Here is a 20,963-nt window from a genome sequence, read left to right as displayed (position 1 = left end):
TAATGAGAGTGCCTGGGTTTATCAGAACCATCGTACGTGATGATCGCTTCAAGGGCGCAACTGAGTGTTATCCCAACCATGGATTGACCGCATTGGGGCAAACACGGATATCACCGCGAATGATCGACCGCATCAAAAAACAGTATTAGAAGTTATATCGCGATCTCGTTACTCTTCAGATCAGCAACGAGGAGACGAGATGGACCACCATGAAGCCGCAGAGCACGGCAGCGCAAGCATTGCACCGGGCAATAAACCGTTCGATGCATTGTCGCTGCGTGGCTGGCTCGCGCATCTTTCCGCCACCGCACGCGTGGCGACGATCGACAAGCATGTATCGCTGAAACACGAACTTGCGGCAATCGCAAAGCGCCTCGACGGCAAGCAGGCGGCGGTGTTCCTTGCTCCCGGCGATCACGCAATCCCCGTGGTCAGTGGTTTCATGTCGAAGCGCGCATGGATCGCGGAAGCCATGGGCGTGGCCGAGAAAGACCTGTTGAAACGTTTCCGCGATGCCGCCGACAACCCGTTGCCGTGGAGCGAAGTTGCTTCCCGTGAGGCCCCTTGCCAGCAGGTCGTACATACCGATGGGATCGACCTGCATGCACTGCTGCCCATTCCCACGCACAGTGAACACGACAACGGTCCTTACATTACCGCGGGTCTGGTCATCGCGCGCAATCCGCGCACGGGCGTGCAGAACGTGTCGATCAACCGGATCCAAGTTCACGCACGCGAGCGCATGGCGATCCTGCTGTTGCCGCGTCATTTGCATGCATTCCAGAAAGAGGCGGAAGCGGCGGGGGACGCGCTCGATGTGGCCGTCGCGATCAGCGTCGATCCGCTGACGATGCTCGCATCGCAAGCCATATCGCCCATCGACTTCGATGAACTCGAAATTGCCGGCGCATTGCATGGCGCGCCGTTGCCGGTCGTGAAATGCGTCACCAACGATGTACGCGTGCCGGCATACGCGGAGATCGTGATCGAGGGACGCATCCTGCCGAATGTGCGTGAAGCCGAAGGACCGTTCGGTGAGTTCCCCAAGTACTACAGCGCGCAGGAAGCACGCGAAGTGATCGAGGTGACGGCGGTAACGCATCGCAGAAATCCGATTTATCACACGATCGTTCCAGCCGAGATGGAGCACTTGCTGCTCGGCGCCATTCCGCGCGAGGCGACGCTGTTGTCGCATCTTCAGCGCAGTCATCCTGGCGTGACCGATGTGCATCTTTCAGTGGGCGGCGTATGCCGTTATCACCTCTGGGTGCAGTTTGCGAAGAAGCGGGAAGGCGAGGCGAAGAACGTGATCCTGTGCGCGTTCGGCGCGCATTACGACATCAAGCAAGTGGTGGTGGTGGATACGGATGTCGATATTCACGATGCTTCGGAAATCGAATGGGCGATTGCGACGCGCTTTCAGGCAGATCGCGACCTCGTGCTGATTTCCGGCGCACAAGGATCGCCGCTGGACCCGTCGACGACCGTGGGCCAACCCGATGACGCGCCATCTCACCTTCAGGGCGTCAGCACGAAGATGGGACTCGATGCCACGCGTCCGGTCGTTTATGCGGGCCATGTGTTCACCCGCGTGCGTATTCCGGGTCACGATGCGGTCGATCTGGAAACACTCGTCGCCGCCGACAACACCGGATTCGATACCTACCTGAGCCAATCGCGATGAACGCGCAAACGCCCCAGCGTATTGTCGTCGGGATCTCTGGCGCAAGCGGCGCGATGATCGGCGTGCGGCTGCTCGAAGCGCTGCGCCGTATCGGCACGCATGAAACGCATCTGATCGTGTCGGCATCGGGCGCAGTGACGGCGGCGCAAGAGCTCGGCGTCGGGCGCAATGATCTCGATACGCTCGCTGATGTAGTTCACAACGTCCGCGACGTGGGGGCATCGGTTGCAAGCGGTTCGTTCGTCACGAGCGGTATGGTGATCGCGCCATGTTCCATGAAAACGCTCGCCGCCGTGGCAAACGGTTTCTCCGACAATCTCCTCACGCGCGCGGCTGACGTGATGCTCAAGGAGCGCCGCCGGCTGGTGCTCGTCGCCCGCGAAACACCGCTGAATCTCGCGCATCTGCGCAACATGACGCTCGCGACGGAAATGGGCGCGATCGTCATGCCGCCCGTGCCGGCGTTCTACGCGCATCCGCAGACTATCGATGACGTGGTAAGCCATACCGTCGGGCGCATCCTGGATTTATTCGGTATCGAGCATCGAGAGATCGAAAAACGCTGGAGCGGTCTTGCCGATGAATTCAGCGCGCGCGGTGATGCTGGAGCCGACGAATGAACCAGCGTGATCAGGCCGGCTTTGCCGCAATCAACGCGCACGCGTCTGAGGTCGTCGAGGCGCCCGTAACGAACGCATCGCCCGATGTGCGCCCGAAACGTCATGTCGGCCAGTCGGTGGAACGCTTCGAGGATCCTGCGATTCTCACGGGCCGGGGCCGGTATGGCGATGACATCGGCATCAAGCCAGGCACGTTGCACGCGGCGATTCTTCGCGCGCCGCACGCGCATGCCGAGCTGGTTTCGCTGGATACGAGCAACGCCGTGACAGCCGAAGGCGTGCGCGCGGTGCTGACGCGCGATGACCTCCGCGCGTGGTCGCGGCCGTTCGTGGTCGGCGTGAAATCGAAGATGGAGCAATGGTCGCTCGCGATGGATCGCGTGCGCTACGTGGGTGAACCGGTTGCAGTCGTGATGGCCGAGTCGCGGGCGCTTGCCGAGGACGCGCTCGATCTGATCAAGGTCGAATATCGCACGCTCGATCCGGTGACATCGATTGAAGGCGCGTTGAAGGACGATGCCTGCGTGCTGCATCCGAGTGTGCAGACCAACGTAATCAGTGATCGGAGTTTCCGTTACGGCGAGCCTGAGGCTGCGTTCAGCAATGCGCCGCACCGCGTGAAGATCGACGCGCATTATCCGCGCAATACCTGTGCGCCGATCGAATGCGGCGTGGTCATCGCCGAGTTTCTTTCTGGCGACGAAGGCTACGACGTCACGTCGAATTTCATGGGTCCGTTCTCGCTGCATGCCGTCATGGCGCTTGCGCTGAACGTGCCGGCCAACCGGCTGCGTCACAAGGCGCCGCGTGACTCGGGTGGCAGCTTCGGGGTCAAGCAAGCCGTGTTTCCGTATGTGGTGCTGATGTGTCTCGCATCGCGCAAGGCGAACGCGCCGGTGAAGTATGTCGAGGACCGGCTCGAACATCTGAGCGCGGCGACATCGGCTACCGCACGGTTCACAACGCTCGAAGCCGCCGTCGAAGCCGATGGCCGCATCACCGCGCTCGATTACGATCAGGTCGAGGACTGCGGCGGGTATCTGCGTGCGCCGGAACCTGCCACGTTTTATCGGATGCATGGGTGCTTGACGGGTGCCTACGACGTTCCCAACCTGCTCGTGCGCAACCGGGTCGTATTGACGAACAAGACGCCTACGGGCCTCGTGCGCGGCTTTGGCGGACCGCAGGTCTACTTCGCGCTCGAGCGGCTGATGCAGCGCATTGCCATTGAATTGAAGCTCGACGTGCTCGATGTGTATCGCCGAAATTTCGTACCGGCCAACGCCTTCCCGTATCGTGCTGCAGCGGGCGCCTTGCTCGATTCGGGCAACTACCAGGAAGCATTGAGACGCTCGATTGCGGAGGGCGGTTACGAGGAGTTGAAAACCCGCCGCGATAGCGCGCGCCGGGAGGGCCGTCTGTACGGCATCGGCTTTGCGGCGATCGTCGAGCCTTCTGTATCGAACATGGGTTACATCACGACCGTGATGCCCGCTGATGCACGCAAGAAAGCCGGTCCCAAGAGCGGCGCGATTGCGAGCGCAACGGTCAGCGTCGACTTGCTGGGCGGCGTGGTCGTGACGATCGCGTCCACGCCGGCGGGGCAGGGACACATGACCGTTTGCGCGCAAGTTGTAGCCGATGCGCTCGGTCTGTCGCCCCATGAGATCGTGGTGAACGTGGAGTTCGATACCCACAAGGATGCATGGTCGGTTGCAGCCGGAAATTATTCGAGCCGTTTTGCAGGCGCGGTCGCGGGCACGGTGCATCTCGCGGCCGTCAAGGTGCGCGACAAGCTCGCGCGTATCGTCTCGTCGCAGCTCGAATGCAAGCCTGAGGACATCCGTTTCGAAGGCGGACGGGTCTATCGGGACGGCGACGAAGACCACGCCATGCCCTTCGGGCGCGTGGCGAGCAATGCGCCTCACTGGGCGCCTGCGTTACTGCCTGCGGGCGAAGAACCGGGCTTGCGCGAAACTGTTTTCTGGACTCCGCCGAACATGGATGCGCCGGATGAACAGGACCGCATCAATACGTCGGCGGCTTACGGTTTTGCATTCGACATGTGCGGCGTGGAAGTGGATCGCGCCACGGGGCGCGTGCGTATCGACCGTTATGTGACCACGCACGATGCAGGCAAGCTGCTGAACCCCGCACTCGCCGACGGCCAGATTCGCGGCGCTTTCGCGCAAGGACTCGGCGCGGCGTTGATGGAAGAATTCCGCTACGGGTCCGACGGCAGTTTTCAGTCGGGCACGCTCGCGGACTACCTGATGCCGACCACGTGTGAAGTGCCCGATCCGATCATCCTTCATATGGAAACGCCGTCGCCATTCACGCCGCTCGGCGCGAAGGGTCTGGGCGAAGGCAACAACATGAGCACGCCGCCATGCGTGGCCAATGCGGTTGCCGATGCACTTGGCGTCGATGACATTCGCTTGCCGCTGACGCCATCGAAAGTGATGGGGCTGATCGGTATCGATGACCCGGAACCGTCCCGGCCCGAGTTCCGCGAAGCGCAGCAAAAGACGCCAGTGCTGCCGGGCGGCAAGGCGCTGACCGCGCAAGGCAGCGTGGATCTGCCGGCATCGCCTGAAGCGATCTTCGCGGTGCTGCTCGATCCGGTTGCGCTCGCGAAGGTCATCCCCGGTTGTCATGCGCTCGAGGCGAAGGGCGAAAACACGTATCGCGCGGATGTGACGGTTGGCGTCGGCATGATCAAGGCGCGCTTCGAAGCGGAGATCGGGCTGTCGGATCTCGATCCGCCGCATCGTTTGCGGCTTGCCGGTGCGGGCATGTCATCGCTCGGCAGCGCGCGCGGTAACGGTCTGGTCGAGCTGACGCCTATCGATAAAGGCACGCGCCTGACGTACGACTACGAGGCGCAGGTCTCAGGGAAGGTCGCGGCGGTCGGTGGCCGCATGCTCGAAGGCGCGGCGAAGGTCGTGTTGCGGCAACTGTTCGAATCGCTGGGACGTCAGGCCGCAGGCAAGCCCGTGAAGTCGAATGGCGGGTCGTGGCTTGGCCGCATCCTCGGCCGGTTCGGGAGGCGTTCATGAAACCCGCACCATTCGATTATCTGCGCGCCGCGAACACGCACGATGCGCTCGACGCCCTCGCGCAATCAGGCGAAGACGCGCGCATCCTCGCCGGCGGCCAGTCACTCATGGCGGTGCTCAACATGCGGCTTGCGCAACCGCGCGTGTTGATCGACATCTCGCGTACGGCCGATCTGGAAGCGGTGCGCATCGAGAAGAACCATCTGGTCGTGGGTGCGGCAGCAACGCAAGGCAGCGTGGAATGGCGCGCATCCTTGCGTGATGAAGTGCCGCTGCTCGCACTCGCTTTTCCGAACATCTCTCACTTTCAGATCCGCAACCGCGGCACGGTTTGCGGCTCGATCGCGCACGCCGATCCCAGTGCGGAGTTGCCGCTCGTGCTGTCTCTGCTGGGCGGCGATGTGATGCTGCGTTCGAAGAAGCGCAAACGCACGCTCAAGGCGGAAGACTTCTTCCAAGGCATGTTGATGACCGCACGCGAACCCGATGAGCTCCTCGAAGCCGTGCGCTTCCCGCTGAAGAAACCCGGCGAACGATACGGCTTCGAGGAATTCTCTGTACGGCACGGCGACTTTGCGATGGTCGGCTGCGCCACGGTCGTGACCGACACCGCCATCCGCATCGCGGTTGGCGGCGTTGCAGACAGACCCGTGGTCGAACAGTGGCCCCGTCTGCAAGGCGACGACTTGCGCGGCGCCCTGAACGACCTGAGCTGGAAGCTGAACGCGCAGGACGACGCGCACGTCAGCGCAACATACAGACGCCATCTTGTGCGGCAACTTGGATGGCGCGTCATTGAGGAGGCGAAGTGAGCAACACGTTATCGGTCAGGCTGGATCGCGGCGAGCGTCGGAAGATCACGCTGACGTTAAACGGACGTGAACGCAGCGGATATTGCGAGTCGCGCGACTTGCTGTCGGACTTCGTGCGGCACGAACTGGGCGCAACCGGAACGCACGTGGGCTGCGAGCACGGCGTATGCGGCGCGTGCACGGTGCACGTGGACGGCGTCGCCGGGCGGTCGTGCCTGATGCTTGCGGTCCAGGTGGAAGGGCGCCGCGTGGATACCGTCGAAGGTCTTGCGGCGGATCAGACACTGGGGGACTTGCAGCAAGCGTTCCAACGCCATCATGCGTTGCAGTGCGGCTTCTGCACGGCAGGAATCCTGATGTCGTGCGCGGACTTTCTCAAACGCGTGCCCGACCCCAGCGAAACCGAAGTACGCGAAATGCTCTCTGGCCATCTGTGCCGATGTACTGGCTATACGCCGATAGTCGCCGCCGTGCTCGACGTGGCGGCGCGAAGAAATGCGGGCAGGAAGGAGCCGGAACATGCTTGATCTCGGCCGAACCTTCTTGCAGAGTGTGGAGCGCAGTCCGAACACGCTCGCACTTGTGGATGGCGACAAACGCCTGACCTATGCGCAATGGCACGAAGTCATTCTGCGTGTAGCCGGTGGCCTGCGCGAGGTGGGCATCGAGCGCGGCGACCGTTTGCTCGTCGTGCTGCAAAACCGATGGGAGATGGCGACGCTGCACTGGGCCTGCCAGTTCGAGGGCATCGTCATGACGCCGCTGAACTGGCGTGCAAAGCCGGAAGAACTGGATTATTGCGTGACGGATTCCGGCGCGAAAGCAATCGTATTCGAGCCTGTTTCCGCCGACGCCGTGCAGGGCAGCGCAGCAGCGCAGGAGATCCCGCGCATTGCACTGGACGAAGCGCGCGGCACGCTCTCCTTCGACACGCTCCTCAACGCAAACGCAGCGAACACTACGGCCGAAGCCTCCGCCGACGATGTCTCTCTGATCCTTTACACATCCGGCACGACCGGCAAGGCGAAGGGTGTGCCACGGCGCCATCGACACGAACGTGCCGCAGCGCTCGCACATGTTGCGCAAAACTTGTATCGATACAACGAACGCACGCTCGGCGTCATGCCGCTTTATCACACCATGGGCGTGCGTTCATTGCTCGCCATGGCACTGGTCGACGGCTTGTTCGTCTGCGTGCGCCGCTGGAATGCGGCGCAGGCGCTTGCATCGATCAGTGAATTCGAACTCACGTGCCTGTACCTCGTGCCGACGCTCTATCACGATCTCCTGGCAGCGCCAGGTTTTGCGGACGCTACGACGAGATCGGTCACGAAGCTGGGTTTTGCAGGCGCTCCCATGAGCGACGGCTTGCTCAAACGTCTCTTCGCCGCATTCCAACCCGAGCTCTTCGTGAACCACTATGGATCATCCGAGGTGTACACGGTCAGCATCGATCAGGATGCCATGCGCAAGCCGGGCAGTGCCGGGCGCGCAGGCATCAATACGCGATTGCGAGTGGTCAAGCTCGACGCCTCCTCGCCAACGGACTTCGCGGCGGTCAACGAGGAAGGCCAGATCATCGCGGACCTGCTGGGCGACGAAGCGTTCGAAGGCTACTGGAACCGTCCGGACGCGAACGCGAAGTCCCTGCGCGACGGCTGGTACTTCACCGGCGACACTGGCTTCTTCGACAAGGACGGCGACCTCTTCGTGAGCGGCCGCGTTGACGACATGATCATCAGCGGGGGTGAAAACATCTCGCCGGTCGACATCGAATCGGTCCTGTCATTACATCCCGCAGTGGACGAAGTGGCGGTGGCCGGCGTGAAGGACGAACGCTGGGGCCAACGCGTGGTGGCCTTCATCAAGCGCCGCGATTACGTGAACGCCGAGATCCTCGACGGCTGGTGCCGCGAGTCGGACCTCGTGAATTTCAAGCGGCCGCGCGACTATGTTTTCGTCGATGACATTCCGAAATCTCCCGTCGGAAAAATCCTGCGCCGCAAGCTCTCGGCCGGCGAATACGAAGTCGACACATCAATCAACCCGAAAGAAACAACGAAGGAGTAACCGATGACCGAACTGACCCATCGCGGCCAGACGCTGTTGCAGGACCTGGACGGCTTCTCGATCGAAGTCGATGAACAACGCGAGCGCGCCGACATCATCCTGCATCGTCCGCCGTTGAACGTCATTTCCATGCACGCACGCGACCAGTTGCGCGCGGCCTTCGAAGCACTCGATGAAGACGACCGCGTGCGCGTGATCGTCGTGCGCGCGAACGGTGAGCATTTCTCGAGCGGCGGCGACATCAAGGGCTTTCTCGAAGCATCGCCGGAACATGTGTCGAAACTCGCGTGGAACATCGCGGCGCCGGCGCGCTGCTCCAAGCCTGTTATCGCGGCGAATCGCGGGTTTTGTTTTGGTGTGGGCTTCGAGTTGTCGCTCGCGTGCGACTTCCGTATCGCGACGGACACCACGTTCTACGCGCTGCCGGAACAGAAACTCGGGCAGATTCCCGGCTCGGGCGGCTCGGCTCGGTTGCAGCAGATGGTGGGCGTTGGCAGGACCAAGGACATCGTGATGCGCTCGCGCCGCATTCCAGGCAAGCAGGCATACGAGTGGGGCATCGCCGTGGAGTGCGTGGCCGACGCGCAACTCGAAGCCACGACCGATGCGCTGGTCGATGAGCTGCGCGCGTTTTCGCCGTTGGCACAGCGCACGGCAAAAAAGCTGCTCAACGATACGGAAGATGCGCCGCTCTCGATTGCCATCGAACTTGAAGGGCATTCCTACAGCCGGCTGCGTACGTCGGATGACTTCCGTGAAGGCGTTGAGGCGTTTCATAGCAAACGCAAGCCGGTGTTTCGCGGCAGCTGACCTTTAGCCATAACAAACAGGGGACTTGCATGGAGGCGTTCGACTACGTGATCGTGGGCGGCGGGTCGGCGGGATGCGTGCTTGCGCATCGGCTATCGGCCGTGCCGTCGCTGCGTGTCGCGTTGATCGAAGCGGGCGCGGACACGCCGCCGGGCAACGTGCCCGCAGCGATCCTAGACAGCTATCCCATGCCTGTGTTTTGCGGTGATACCTACATCTGGCCTGGACTGAAAGCCCGGGCTACAAGGCAAGCTGCTGAACGTGTGTACGAGCAAGGCCGTGTAATGGGCGGCGGTTCGAGTATCAACGTGCAATCGGCTAATCGCGGCTTGCCGCGCGACTACGATGAGTGGGCCGAGAACGGCGCGCCGGGCTGGGCGTGGGACGATGTCCTGCCGTACTTCCGCAAGCTGGAAAGCGACACAGATTTCCCCGCTGACCCGCTGCACGGCAAGGACGGTCCCGTTGCGATTCGCCGCATCATGCCTGATGAGTGGCCGCCGTTTTGCCACGCGTTTGCGAAGGGTTTGAAGAGCAATGGATTCGCAACACTGCAAGACCAGAATGCCGAATTCGGCGACGGTCTGTTTCCCGGGGCGTTTTCAAACTTCAACGACCGGCGTGTGACGACAGCGACGGCTTACCTCGATGCCGCCACGCGCAAGCGTCCGAACCTGTCGATCTTCGCGAACCTTCGCGTTGAACGCATCCTGATGAACGGCGTGACCGCGCATGGTGTTCTAGCAGTAGCGGCGAATGGCGAAAAGATCACGTTCGAAGCGCGAGAAGTGATCCTGGCAGCGGGCGCGCTGCAGTCGCCCGCCATGTTGCTGCGGGCGGGTATCGGGAATTCGAAGGAGCTCGATCAACTTGGTATTCGCTGCGCGATCGATTTACCCGGCGTCGGAAGGAATCTTCAGGACCATCCGTCGCTGACGTTTTGCCATTTCCTCGAACCGCAGTTCCGCATGCCGCTCACGCGTCGTCGCGCGAGCATGACGGCCGCGCGATTCACATCTGGCCTGGAAGGGTGCGACGTCTCGGACCTGTATTTATCGAGTGCAACGCGCGCCGCATGGCATGCGCTGGGCAATCGCCTCGGTTTGTTTTTCTTGTGGTGCAACCGGCCATATTCGCGCGGCCGTGTGCAACTCGTGTCCGCAGACTCCGACATCGCACCACGCGTGGACCTGAACCTGCTTGACGACGAACGCGATATCGCACGCCTTGCCATCGGCGTTCGCCTGCTCGCCAAAGTGGTCGAAGCATCGGGCCTGGGTGAAGACAGGCGTGATTTTTTCCCAGCCGCATTTTCGCCGCGCGTGAAGGCGTTGAGCCGCGTGGGCAAGGTCAATGCAATCTTGACATCGCTGCTTGGCGCATTGCTCGATACGCCTGCGCCCTTGCGTCGATTGCTGATCGAACGTTTCTTTACGCGTGGTCAGGGCATGGCCTCAATGCTTGCGAGCGACGACGCGCTGAACGCGTTCATTCGCGCGAACGTATTCGGCGTATGGCACGCGAGCGGAACATGCCGGATGGGCGTGGCAGGCAATCGCCAGGCTGTCGTGGATACACAGGGCCGCGTGCACGGCGCGCGAGGCCTGCGCGTGGTCGATGCATCGCTCATGCCGCGCCTGCCTTCGGCCAACACGAATATCCCGACCATCATGATCGCGGAAAAAATCGCGGACACGATGCTGCGCGAACGGCCGCCCAGTGCTGCAGGCAGCAAAACTATCTATTTGCATGCAACGATTTCATAAACGCCAACAAGAGCACGAACCAATATACGTGCCACGTACACGGCGCCTTCCATAAGGCGGTGCCGCGACCTTCAAGGAGATAAAAATGTCCGTTGCAGCTCAGGAAAGCACCGCCGTGCCCGAGGTCAACTCGCGGCAGGTCATGGGTGCAGTGGTAGCCTCGTGCCTGGGTTGGGCACTCGATCTTTTCGATCTGTTCGTGCTCCTGTATGTCGCGCCGGTGGTCGGCCGGCTGTTCTTCCCGTCCGAACACGCCATGCTTTCGCTGGCGGCAGTATATGCGTCGTTTGCCGTGACCCTGTTGATGCGGCCGCTCGGTTCGGCATGGTTCGGCTCTTATGCGGACCGTCATGGACGCAAGGGCGCGATGATTCTCGCAGTCGTTGGCGTGGGGATATCGACGGCGCTTTTCGGGGTGTTGCCAACGGTCGCGCAAGCCGGACTCGCCGCGCCAATCCTCTTTCTTCTGTTGCGCCTCGTGCAGGGCGTGTTCGTAGGTGGCGTGGTGGCGTCCACGCATACCATCGGCACGGAGTCCGTTGCGCCCAAGTATCGAGGCGCGGTCTCGGGATTGATCGGCGGCGGCGGTGCAGGGCTCGGTGCGCTGCTCGCGTCCATTGTGTTCCTGACCATGTCCGCAATCTTCCCCGGCGAACTGTTCGATGTCTGGGGATGGCGCTGCATGTTCTTCACCGGCATCATCAGCTCGGTGCTCGGCCTGTTCGTTTTCAATACGCTCGAGGAGTCGCCGCTCTGGCAGAAGCTTGCGGCAGAGAAGGCGGCCAAGGCCGCGAATCGTGATCCGTCGGTGCCGGTCGAAGTGATTCGATCGCCGATCAAGACGCTGTTTTCCCGCGAATATCGCGGCATTCTTTTCGTGAACCTGCTGCTCACGATTGGCGGCGGCAGCGGCTATTACCTCACGTCGGGCTACCTTCCTACCTTTCTAAAGGTGGTCAGCCACGCACCCAACGGAGCGGCCGCGGCCATCCTGATGATCGCAAGCGTGGGAGTGCTGCTGGCCTCGGTCGCAGCGGGCCATCTGAGCACCTTCATTGGACGCAAGAGTGCGTTCATCTGGATCGGACTCGTGCGTCTCGTCGCGTTACCCGCGTTGTTCCTGTTGTTGCCTACTGCGCAAAGCATCACGATGATCGGCCTCTACGCCGTGATACTGAGTGCGCTCGGCAGCGCGGGTTATGCGCCTATCCTGATCTTCCTGAATGAACGATTTCCCACCGCGATCCGCGCAACGGGAACGGGCCTCTCGTGGAACATCGGCTTTGCAATCGGCGGGATGATGCCGACGGCCGTGTCGCTCGTCGCGAAGGACCCGAGTGAATTGCCCATGACGCTGGCTATTTTTGTCGGTGTGATCAGCGTGATCTTTCTAGTTGGCGCTTTCATTGTTCCGGAAACGCTCGGCAAGCTGGAGAACAACGCGCGAGCCGTACATTGAACGTCAGGGTGCGGTAGTCACGCGGCGAATGTCTTCCGTGATGATATCGATGAGGGCGCTCGCCGCAGACCCAAGCGGCCGCTTCGGGTGACTGACGCACACGATCTGCCGCACGATAACCGGGTTCGCAATCCGGTGAATCCGCAGCACGCCGTCGTCCACTTTGCGCTGCACGACCACGCGCGGCATGATGGTCGCCACGCTGCTCTGTTCCACGAACTGCACGATCGTGGTCAACAGGTCGATCTCGAACTTCGGCTTGATCACGATATCCGCGTTGAGAAGCGCGGCGTCGAGTGCGCCGCGCAAGCCGTTGCGCCGCGTCGGCAGCACTAGCTCGAGGTCGCCGAGCCTGGACAGGTCGATCTCGTCGGGCAGAACGCGACCGTGGGTTGCACTGACCACGAGAACCATTTCTTCGTCGAGTAACGCGCGGGTATCGAGCGTGAGACGTCCGCGCGGCTTGTTGATGACCGCGGCGTCGAGCCGTCCGGCTTCCACGGCATCGATCAGTTGTGCGCTAAAGCCGTCCGCCACCGATACCTCGACTTGCGGAAACAGTGCATTGAAGGTCGCGAGCGACTCGGGCAATACGCTTTCCGCTTCCGATGCCACCATGCCCAGCGACACGCGTCCCGTGACGATCACGTCCGTGCTGCTGAGCTGCTCGCGCGCGTGGTCGATGTCACGAATGATCGGCACATACAGCCGGTACATGAGGCGCGCCGCGTCGGTCGGCGTCATGCCATGCGGGCCTCGTTCGAAGAGCGGCTGATTCAATTCCGCCTCGAGCTTCGAAATCTGCATGCTCAATGCGGGCTGAACGATATTGAGCCGCCTCGCAGCGCGCGTGACCGAACCATCTTCAAACAGCGCGATGAAATATTGAATCTGCTTCAGGTCCATGGGCGGGCGGCGAGTGAGTCGAAGCACGATGAAACCACAACCGGCCGCCCGATACCAGCAGACTATCTACCCCAGGTAACGCATTCGTCTGCGCGGCGATGGAACGCGGCGTTGCATTGTAGACGTCGATGTCGGCAAACACGAAGCCGCCGCCGTGGAAATACAGGATCACGGGGAACGGGCCTTCGCCCGCAGGCTTGTAGACACGTGCGGGGTTTTCGCCTGCCGCGCCCGGAATCATGATGTCCTGTGTCTGCACCTGCTGTACGGCTGGCGGTGGCGTGATGCCGCGTTCCTGCATCAGCTTCATCACGGCGTCGGTGACGGTAGGTTGCTGACGCGCTTCGTCTGGAGTGCAATCTTCGATTGGCTTCGGGTTCAGGCTCTCGAATGCGTTGAGCACGTCCTTCATGTCGGCGTCGGCATGCTCGGTCGGGTCCATTCCCACGACACCCTTGATCGTATCGGCGAGGCTTATGTCATCTCCAGAATTGATGGAAACCGCTCCACGAATGGCGGTTCCTTACACTTGAAGTGCAAGCGTTATGCCCATCGATCCTCGCTTTCCGACCAGCAGCATGATGCGGTATTTTTGTCTTTGAGCGCTGCGGAATACTATTTGCTGCAATGCGATTGTCCTAACCCAACCATGGACCTCCCATGAAGCCCTATATTGTTTGCCACATGATGTCTTCCGTCGATGGTCGCAGTCTCACTGACGGCTGGCACCTCGACTATGCTTCCGACTTGTACGAAAGCACCGCTGCCACGTTCGAGGCCGACGGCTGGATTTGCGGACGCGTCACGATGCAGGAAATCGCGCATGGCGACGGTTATCCGAAGGGCCTCGCCGAGGAACCCGTTCCGCGCACGAATCATTTCGCCAAACGCGGTGCCGACCAGTACGCCATTTCTATTGATCCGAAGGGACTGGTCGAGTGGAAATCGGACACCGCGCTCAAATCGCACATCATCGAAGTCGTGACCGAGCAGGTCGCGGACGACTATCTTGCGTACCTTCAGTCCATTGGTGTGTCGTATGTTTTCGGTGGCAAGACGGACATCGACCTGGGTCATGTGATCGAAACGCTCGCAGATGAGCTCGGCGTAAAAAAGCTGATCGTGGAGGGCGGTTCCCATGTAAGCGGTGCGTTCGTGAATGCCGGTCTTGTCGATGAGGTCAGCGTGCTGATCTTGCCGCTCGTCGATGGCCGCACCGAACATCCGTCGTCGTTCGAAGTTTCGATGGACGCATGGAAACAGCCGGCGTACCTCACGCTGACGTCAGTTGAACAGACGGCCAACGATGGCGTGTGGCTGCGCTACACGCAAAAAACGAAGTAAGGGATTACCCCTAATGGCGTAAGTGGTTTTATTGTATTTCGGGTTTTTACGAAATATAATTCGGTTCATCGCGAATTCATCCGCTGGACCTAACGTACTTACTGCCGTCTCATGGACATCGACGCTATTCACAAAGCCCTGGCCAATCCGGTGCGCCGCGAGATCCTCGCGTGGCTCAACGAACCCGGGGTTTATTTCAGCGAGCAGGACATGCTGCTGGAGAATGGCGTGTGTGCGGGGCAGATCTATGCACGCTGCAATATGTCGCAATCCACGGTATCGGCTCATCTGGCAACGCTTCACAAGGCGGGTCTGGTCACGTCGAAAAAAGTTGGCCAGTGGATCTTTTTCAAGCGCGACGACGCGGTAATCAACGCGTTTCTCGAACAGTTGCACCGCACGCTCTAAACGCGACACGTCGATCAACGAACATTCACCGTACTCTATTTAGGATTGCTTTCAAAATGCCAAATCTCCTCGATCCGCTCAAAGCAGGCGCTTTCAATCTTCGCAATCGTATTGTGATGGCGCCGCTCACGCGGCAGCGCGCTGGTGAAGAACGCGTGCCGAACGCGTTGATGGCACGGTACTACGCTGATCGCGCCGCAGCCGGCCTGATCCTGAGCGAAGCGACCTCGGTCACGCCGCAAGGCGTGGGTTACGCTGAAACGCCGGGAATCTGGTCGGACGAGCAGGTCGAAGGCTGGAAGCTGGTCACGAAAGCCGTGCATGACGCAGGCGGCACGATCCTGCTGCAACTCTGGCACGTCGGCCGTATCTCGGACCCAATCTTCCTGAATGGCGACCTGCCCGTTGCACCAAGCGCAATCGCCGCGAAGGGGCACGTGAGCCTCGTGCGTCCGCAACGCGAGTTCGTGACGCCGCGCGCACTGGAACTCGATGAAATCGCAGGCGTCGTCTCCGCTTTCCGTAAAGGAGCTGAGAACGCGAAGCTGGCCGGTTTCGATGGCGTTGAAATCCATGGCGCTAACGGTTATCTGCTCGACCAGTTCCTGCAGGACAGCACGAACACGCGCACGGACAATTACGGTGGTCCTGTTGAAAATCGCGCGCGCCTGATGCTCGAAGTCGTCGACGCATGTATTGAGGTGTGGGGCGCGGATCGCGTCGCCATGCATCTCGCACCGCGCGCTGATTCGCACAGCATGGGCGACAGCGATCGCGCCGCGACTTTCGGTTATGTCGCACGTGAGTTGGGCAAGCGCAAGATCGCGTTCATTGCTGCACGTGAACGTGTGGCTGAAGATTCGATCGGACCGTTGCTGAAGAAAGAGTTCGGCGGCGTTTATATCGCGAACGAAAAGTTCACGAAGGAAAGCGCGCAGGCCGCACTCGATCGCGGTGATGCGGATGCTGTGGCATGGGGCCAGTTGTTCATTGCAAATGCGGATCTGGTGAAGCGCTTCGAAACCGATGCCCCGTTGAACGCGCCGATTCCCGAGACGTTCTATGCACGCGGTACCGAGGGGTACACGGACTATCCGACGCTCGAAACCATGGACTGATCTTTTTGGTTTCATGAAAAACGGTGGCCTTGGGCCACCGTTTTTCATGTCATGCACGCCTTCAGATATTTCGCTGTATGACCGCGCGCTCCCTTCTTCACCACGTCCTCTGGCGTTCCGCTTGCCACGACATTGCCACCGCTTTCTCCCGCGCCCGGCCCCATGTCGATGACCCAGTCGCTTTGCGCCGCCACGCGCATGTCGTGCTCGACGACAATCACGGTATTGCCCGCATCGACGAGACCCTGTAACTGCACCAGCAACCGGTCGCTGTCGACGCAATGCAGGCCCGTGGTGGGTTCGTCGAGTATGTAGAGGTGCTTGCCCCGCTGCGCGCGCTGCAGTTCCGTTGCGAGCTTGATGCGTTGCGCCTCGCCGCCCGAGAGTTCCGTCGCGGGCTGCCCGAGCCGCAGATAGCCCAGCCCGATGTCACGCAATACCGCGAGCGCACGCATGATCTGTGGTTCGTCTGCGAAAAAGCCGCAGGCGGTATCGACGGTCATCTGCAGGACTTCCGCAATGTCCTTGTCTTTCCATTTGATTTCCAGCGTCTCGAGGTTGTAGCGCGTTCCGCCGCAAGTGGAACATGGCGCATAGACGCTCGGCATAAAAAGCAATTCCACGCTGACGAAGCCTTCGCCCTCGCACGTCGGACAGCGGCCTTTTGCGACGTTGAATGAAAAACGGCCGGCATCGTAGCGTCGGCGGCGCGCTTGCGGCGTGTCGGCAAACAGCTTGCGAACGTGGTCGAAGAGGCCGGTATAAGTGGCGAGATTGGAGCGCGGCGTGCGGCCAATCGGCTTCTGGTCGACCCTTACGAGGCGGCGTATGTGTTCCATCCCTTCCACGATCTCGCCGTCTGTCTGAATGTCTTCCGTGTCGAGGAGAGGATCGCGTTCTTCGTCGGTTTCGGTCGCTATCGGACTGCCGAGTTTTTCCGCGATGAGTTCCGGCAGCGCCTGACTTACCAGACTGGATTTCCCCGATCCCGAGACGCCGGTGACCGTCGTGAAGCACCCAAGCGGGAATGCTACGTCGAGAGCTTGCAGGTTGTTTCGAGTGACGTTGGCAAGCCGCAACCATCCAGCCGGAGAACGCTTCGTGCGTCCGACAGTCCGGCGTTCCCCAAACAGATGCAGCCGTGTCTGCGATGCTTCCACGTCGGCTAATCCTGCAGGCGGACCGCTGTACACGATGCTCCCGCCTGCCGTCCCCGCCGCCGGCCCGACATCCACCAGCCAGTCCGCGCGACGCATCATCTCCAGATCGTGCTCGACCACGAAGAGCGAATTGCCGGCTTCTTTCAAGCGCTGCAGCGCGCTGTAGAGTGCCTCGCCATCGGCGGGATGAAGTCCGGCGGAGGGTTCGTCGAGCACGTAGATGACGCCAAACAACTGCGATGCCAACTGCGTCGCGAGCCTCAGGCGCTGCAGTTCGCCCGATGACAACGTCGGCGTGCTCCGGTCCAGCGCAAGATACCCGAGACCGAGGTCGATCAGCGTGGACAATCGCTCGAGCAGCTCTCTTGCCATGCGTTGTGCGGCGACCTGCTTTTCGCGGGATTGATTCGTTGTCCGTCGTATATCAGGCGATGCCTTGTGCGCAGATCCTCCCGACGCAACCCGGCGCTCCAAGGCTTCGCGCATTTCTGTTTTGTTCAGCACTTCGCCGGTTTTTACATCGGGCGACGCCTCGCCGCGCGCAACGGGGCGCAATATTTCCGCGACCCGCGCCATCGGCATCTGCGACAACTCCGCTATATCCAGTCCCGCGAACGTGACGGACAGCGCCTCGAGCTTCAGCCGCTTGCCATGGCATGTCGGACACGCGCTGCTCACCATGAAACGCGACACGCGCTTTTTCATCAACGCACTTTGCGTATTGGCGAACGTGTGCAGCACATAGCGGCGCGCGCCTGTGAAGGTGCCTTGATAACTCGGTTCGGCGTGACGTTTGAGCGCGGCTTTCGTTTCCTGGGGCGTGAGGCCCGCATAGACGGGCACGGTCGGCGTTTCGTCGGTAAAGAGGATCCAGTCGCGAGCTTTCCTGGGAAGGTCACGCCAAGGGGTATCGACGTCGTAACCCATCGTGACGAGAATGTCGCGCAGGTTCTGGCCATGCCACGCCGGTGGCCACGCAGCGACCGCACGCTCGCGGATGGTCAGCGAGTCGTCGGGCACCATCGACTGTTCGGTGACATCGTACACGCGTCCGAGGCCGTGGCATGTGGGGCAGGCGCCTTGCACGGTGTTCGGCGAGAAGTCCTCGGCGAACAGCATGGGCTGCTTTGCCGGGTATGTGCCGGTTCTCGAATACAGCATGCGCACGAGGCTCGACAACGTGGTGACGCTGCCGACCGACGACCGCGCGTTCAGCGTACCGCGTTGCTGCTGGAGCGCTACCGCAGGCGGTAATCCGTCGATCGAATCCACCTCCGGCACGCCAACCTGATCGATAAGACGGCGTGCGTAGGGCGCGACCGACTCGAAGTACCGGCGCTGCGCTTCGGCGTAAAGCGTGCCGAATGCAAGCGACGATTTGCCCGAGCCCGACACGCCGGTGAAAACCACGAGTGCGTCGCGTGGTATGTCGACATCCACGTTGCGCAGATTGTGCTCGCGTGCGCCACGTACACGAACGAAGCCGGGTCGAGGAGACGAAGATTTGTTATTTCGATCTGTCATGCGCCTTTTCTTTGGTTTGCAGTTAGGGCTCAGCATTAATCGACCCGCAGAGCTTGTGCCCGGGCTTTCGCATGGGAGCACAAGCGAGGCATTCGACAGGCGGCGTTTAAAAGCCGCTTTTGATACCGCCAAATTCTCGCGCCATCGAAACCGCTTTCGCTACGCGGACGTGATATTAGTGAGGGGTGCGAGATGCGATTTTGCAAGATCGCTTCGCTATTTCAAATCATGAAGCGGTTGCGACTTTGTGCGTTGGACAGGTTTATCGCGATTTTTTTCCTGCAATGGAATGAGTAATTGTTTCATTGCCTGCGATAAATGTCGCGACTTATGTATGTAGACCTGGCATGTGGACCAGGGCATGGAGCCCAACGCAAAACGCTCGACCCTTTCGATCAGGAGATGTGGGATGCCTTGATTATTAGTCGCGGCAAGCATGCATTCCCTGACTCTCATTGCCGCTTCTCCCGAGGGCCGGCGCCAAGACAACGCGCGCCGCTCTCTTTCAAAGCAGTCGATTATTTCTGGAGGTACTGGATGTCCAAATCCAAGAAAGCGGGTTCGCAGGAGCAGTCCAAGATTGCAGCACTCAGCCCGTTCGAACTGAAGGACGAGTTGATCAAGGCTGCGGGCGGCGGTGCCGTCGACCGCCCGGCCAACGTCGCCATGCTCAACGCTGGCCGCGGCAACCCGAACTTCCTCGCCACCATCCCTCGCCATGGCTTTTGGCAACTGGGCCTGTTCGCCATGCGCGAATCCGAGCGTTCATTCGCACATATGCCAGAAGGGCTGGGCGGGTTTCCAAAACATGAGGGACTTGAAGAACGCTTCGAGATTTTCGCACGCGACAACAAGGGCGTTCCGGGTATCGATTTCTTGCGCGGCGCACTGTCGTACGTGCGCGATCAACTGGGTTTGAACGGCGGCGAATTCCTTTACGAAATGTGCGAGGGGATTCTTGCTTCGAATTTATCCGGTGCCCGACCGGATGCTGAAATTGTCTGAAGTGATCGTGGCGCAGTATCTAAAAAAGGAAATGGTCGGCAAGCATCCTTTCATTGGCGATTTCGACATCTTCGCGACCGAAGGCGGCACCGCGGCCATGACGTATATCTTCAATACCTTGCGCGAAAATCACCTGATCAAACCCGGCGACACCATTGCGCTCGGGTCACCGATTTTTACGCCGTACATTGAAATCCCCACGCTCAACGACTACAAGTTGAATGTGGTCAATCTCAACGCCGACGTTGAACGCGGCTGGCAATATTCGAAGGAAGAACTCGACAAGCTGCGCGACCCGAAGGTCAAAGCGTTTTTCCTCGTGAATCCGAGTAACCCGCCGTCGGTCAAGATCGATACCGAAAGCCTGCAGTACATTGCAGCTATCGTGAAGGAACGGCCGGACCTGATCCTGCTCACCGACGACGTGTACGGCACCTTCGCCGACGACTTCGTTTCGCTCTTCGCCTTGTGCCCAAAGAACACCATCCTCGTGTATTCGTACTCGAAATACTTTGGCGCCACGGGCTGGCGGCTCGGCACCATCGCGACACACCAGGACAACGTGATCGACGAACTGATCCGCAAGCTGCCCAAGGAACAACGCGCCGAACTGCACGAGCGTTATGAGTCCATTACCACGGAGCCGGAGAACCTCAAGTTCATCGACCGGCTGGTTGCGGACAGCCGCACCGTCGCACTGAATCACACGGCGGGTTTATCGACGCCGCAGCAGGTGCAGATGGTGCTGTTCTCGCTCTTCTCGCTGATGGACACGCCCGAGGCATACAAGAACGCGTTGAAGCGCCTGATTCGTGGACGCAAGGAGGCGTTGTATCGTGAGATTGGAATCAGTTTCGACGACAGCGACGTGAACCAGGTCGATTACTACACGATCCTCGACCTCGAGTTCCTCGGCAATCGCGCGTATGGACCAGAATTCGTGCAGTGGCTGTTCAAGAACACCGAACCGTCAGAGCTGCTGTTCCGCCTTGCGAAGGACGCACGCGTTGTGCTGTTGCCGGGGCGTGGCTTCGGTACGCAGCATCCGTCGGGCCGCGTGTCGCTCGCCAATCTGAACGAAAGCGACTACAAGCAGATCGGCCGTGCGTTGCGCAAGCTGATGGCGGAATACGTGGAACGGTATAACGCGGAAACGGGCAAGTCGCTCGACAGTAAAAAGGTGCTGTAATCAGGCATCGAAATGGGAACGGGCCGCTC

The 20,963-nt window shown here is 60.6% G+C and carries 15 protein-coding genes and 1 pseudogene; 13 read left to right on the top strand and 3 right to left on the bottom strand.

What is annotated here, in order from left to right:
- Positions 1-199: 199 nt before the first annotated feature.
- From AXG89_RS18315 to AXG89_RS18275, 9 genes are all read left to right on the top strand, one after another.
- Positions 200-1,684: a UbiD family decarboxylase gene (locus AXG89_RS18315; protein WP_062171451.1), complete on the top strand. Its 1,485-nt coding sequence runs from the start codon at positions 200-202 to the stop codon at positions 1,682-1,684.
- A complete protein-coding gene (locus AXG89_RS18310) occupies positions 1,681-2,304 on the top strand; it encodes a UbiX family flavin prenyltransferase (RefSeq protein ID WP_062003284.1) in 624 nt (207 codons plus the stop codon). Before AXG89_RS18315 ends, AXG89_RS18310 begins: the two co-directional genes overlap by 4 nt.
- Positions 2,301-5,363 carry a xanthine dehydrogenase family protein molybdopterin-binding subunit gene (locus AXG89_RS18305; protein WP_062171449.1) on the top strand — a complete coding sequence of 1,021 codons (3,063 nt, stop codon included), beginning with the start codon at positions 2,301-2,303 and terminating at the stop codon, positions 5,361-5,363. The genes AXG89_RS18310 and AXG89_RS18305 overlap by 4 nt, the downstream gene beginning before the upstream one ends.
- A complete protein-coding gene (locus AXG89_RS18300) occupies positions 5,360-6,175 on the top strand; it encodes an FAD binding domain-containing protein (RefSeq protein WP_062171448.1) in 816 nt (271 codons plus the stop codon). The genes AXG89_RS18305 and AXG89_RS18300 overlap by 4 nt, the downstream gene beginning before the upstream one ends.
- Positions 6,172-6,702 carry a (2Fe-2S)-binding protein gene (locus AXG89_RS18295; protein WP_062171446.1) on the top strand — a complete coding sequence of 177 codons (531 nt, stop codon included), beginning with the start codon at positions 6,172-6,174 and terminating at the stop codon, positions 6,700-6,702. The genes AXG89_RS18300 and AXG89_RS18295 overlap by 4 nt, the downstream gene beginning before the upstream one ends.
- A complete protein-coding gene (locus tag AXG89_RS18290; protein ID WP_062171443.1) occupies positions 6,695-8,245 on the top strand; it encodes an AMP-binding protein in 1,551 nt (516 codons plus the stop codon). The genes AXG89_RS18295 and AXG89_RS18290 overlap by 8 nt, the downstream gene beginning before the upstream one ends.
- 3 nt (positions 8,246-8,248) lie before the next feature.
- On the top strand, positions 8,249-9,055 hold the full coding sequence (locus AXG89_RS18285) for an enoyl-CoA hydratase/isomerase family protein (protein ID WP_062171441.1): 807 nt from the start codon (positions 8,249-8,251) through the stop codon (positions 9,053-9,055).
- Between the two features lie 29 nt (positions 9,056-9,084).
- Complete coding sequence (locus AXG89_RS18280; RefSeq protein ID WP_062171439.1) at positions 9,085-10,821, top strand: GMC family oxidoreductase; 1,737 nt, start codon at positions 9,085-9,087, stop codon at positions 10,819-10,821.
- Between the two features lie 85 nt (positions 10,822-10,906).
- Positions 10,907-12,280, top strand: coding sequence for an MFS transporter (locus tag AXG89_RS18275; protein WP_062003277.1), 1,374 nt, complete (start codon positions 10,907-10,909; stop codon positions 12,278-12,280).
- A 3-nt stretch (positions 12,281-12,283) separates the two neighbouring features.
- On the opposite strand, the gene AXG89_RS18270 is transcribed toward AXG89_RS18275, so the two are convergent.
- Both AXG89_RS18270 and AXG89_RS18265 read right to left on the bottom strand, forming a co-directional pair.
- Positions 12,284-13,186 (bottom strand): LysR family transcriptional regulator, encoded by a 903-nt coding sequence (locus tag AXG89_RS18270; protein WP_062171437.1) that lies wholly within the window; start codon positions 13,184-13,186, stop codon positions 12,284-12,286.
- Positions 13,146-13,628 carry an alpha/beta hydrolase fold domain-containing protein gene (locus tag AXG89_RS18265; RefSeq protein WP_062171435.1) on the bottom strand — a complete coding sequence of 161 codons (483 nt, stop codon included), beginning with the start codon at positions 13,626-13,628 and terminating at the stop codon, positions 13,146-13,148. Before AXG89_RS18265 ends, AXG89_RS18270 begins: the two co-directional genes overlap by 41 nt.
- Before the next feature lie 218 nt (positions 13,629-13,846).
- On the opposite strand from AXG89_RS18265, the gene AXG89_RS18260 reads away from it, so the two are divergent.
- The 3 genes from AXG89_RS18260 to AXG89_RS18250 all read left to right on the top strand — a co-directional run bounded on the left by AXG89_RS18260 (position 13,847) and on the right by AXG89_RS18250 (position 16,056).
- Positions 13,847-14,530, top strand: coding sequence for a dihydrofolate reductase family protein (locus tag AXG89_RS18260; protein WP_062003274.1), 684 nt, complete (start codon positions 13,847-13,849; stop codon positions 14,528-14,530).
- Between the two features lie 111 nt (positions 14,531-14,641).
- On the top strand, positions 14,642-14,938 hold the full coding sequence (locus AXG89_RS18255; protein ID WP_062003273.1) for an ArsR/SmtB family transcription factor: 297 nt from the start codon (positions 14,642-14,644) through the stop codon (positions 14,936-14,938).
- Between the two features lie 56 nt (positions 14,939-14,994).
- Positions 14,995-16,056 (top strand): alkene reductase, encoded by a 1,062-nt coding sequence (locus AXG89_RS18250; RefSeq protein WP_062171433.1) that lies wholly within the window; start codon positions 14,995-14,997, stop codon positions 16,054-16,056.
- A 44-nt stretch (positions 16,057-16,100) separates the two neighbouring features.
- On the opposite strand, the gene AXG89_RS18245 is transcribed toward AXG89_RS18250, so the two are convergent.
- Entirely contained in the window at positions 16,101-18,740 is a 2,640-nt protein-coding gene (locus tag AXG89_RS18245) for an excinuclease ABC subunit UvrA (RefSeq protein WP_062171431.1), read from the bottom strand.
- Positions 18,741-19,277: 537 nt separating this feature from the next.
- Here AXG89_RS18245 and AXG89_RS18240 point away from each other — a divergent pair.
- A pseudogene (locus tag AXG89_RS18240) lies at positions 19,278-20,934 on the top strand (bifunctional aspartate transaminase/aspartate 4-decarboxylase).
- Positions 20,935-20,963: the final 29 nt, after the last annotated feature.

The organism is Burkholderia sp. PAMC 26561, from assembly GCF_001557535.2.
In the GTDB taxonomy this organism is placed as follows: Bacteria; Pseudomonadota; Gammaproteobacteria; order Burkholderiales; family Burkholderiaceae; genus Caballeronia.
The sequence above is the reverse complement of the archived record's forward strand: the minus strand, read 5'-3'. Positions and strand labels throughout refer to the sequence as shown.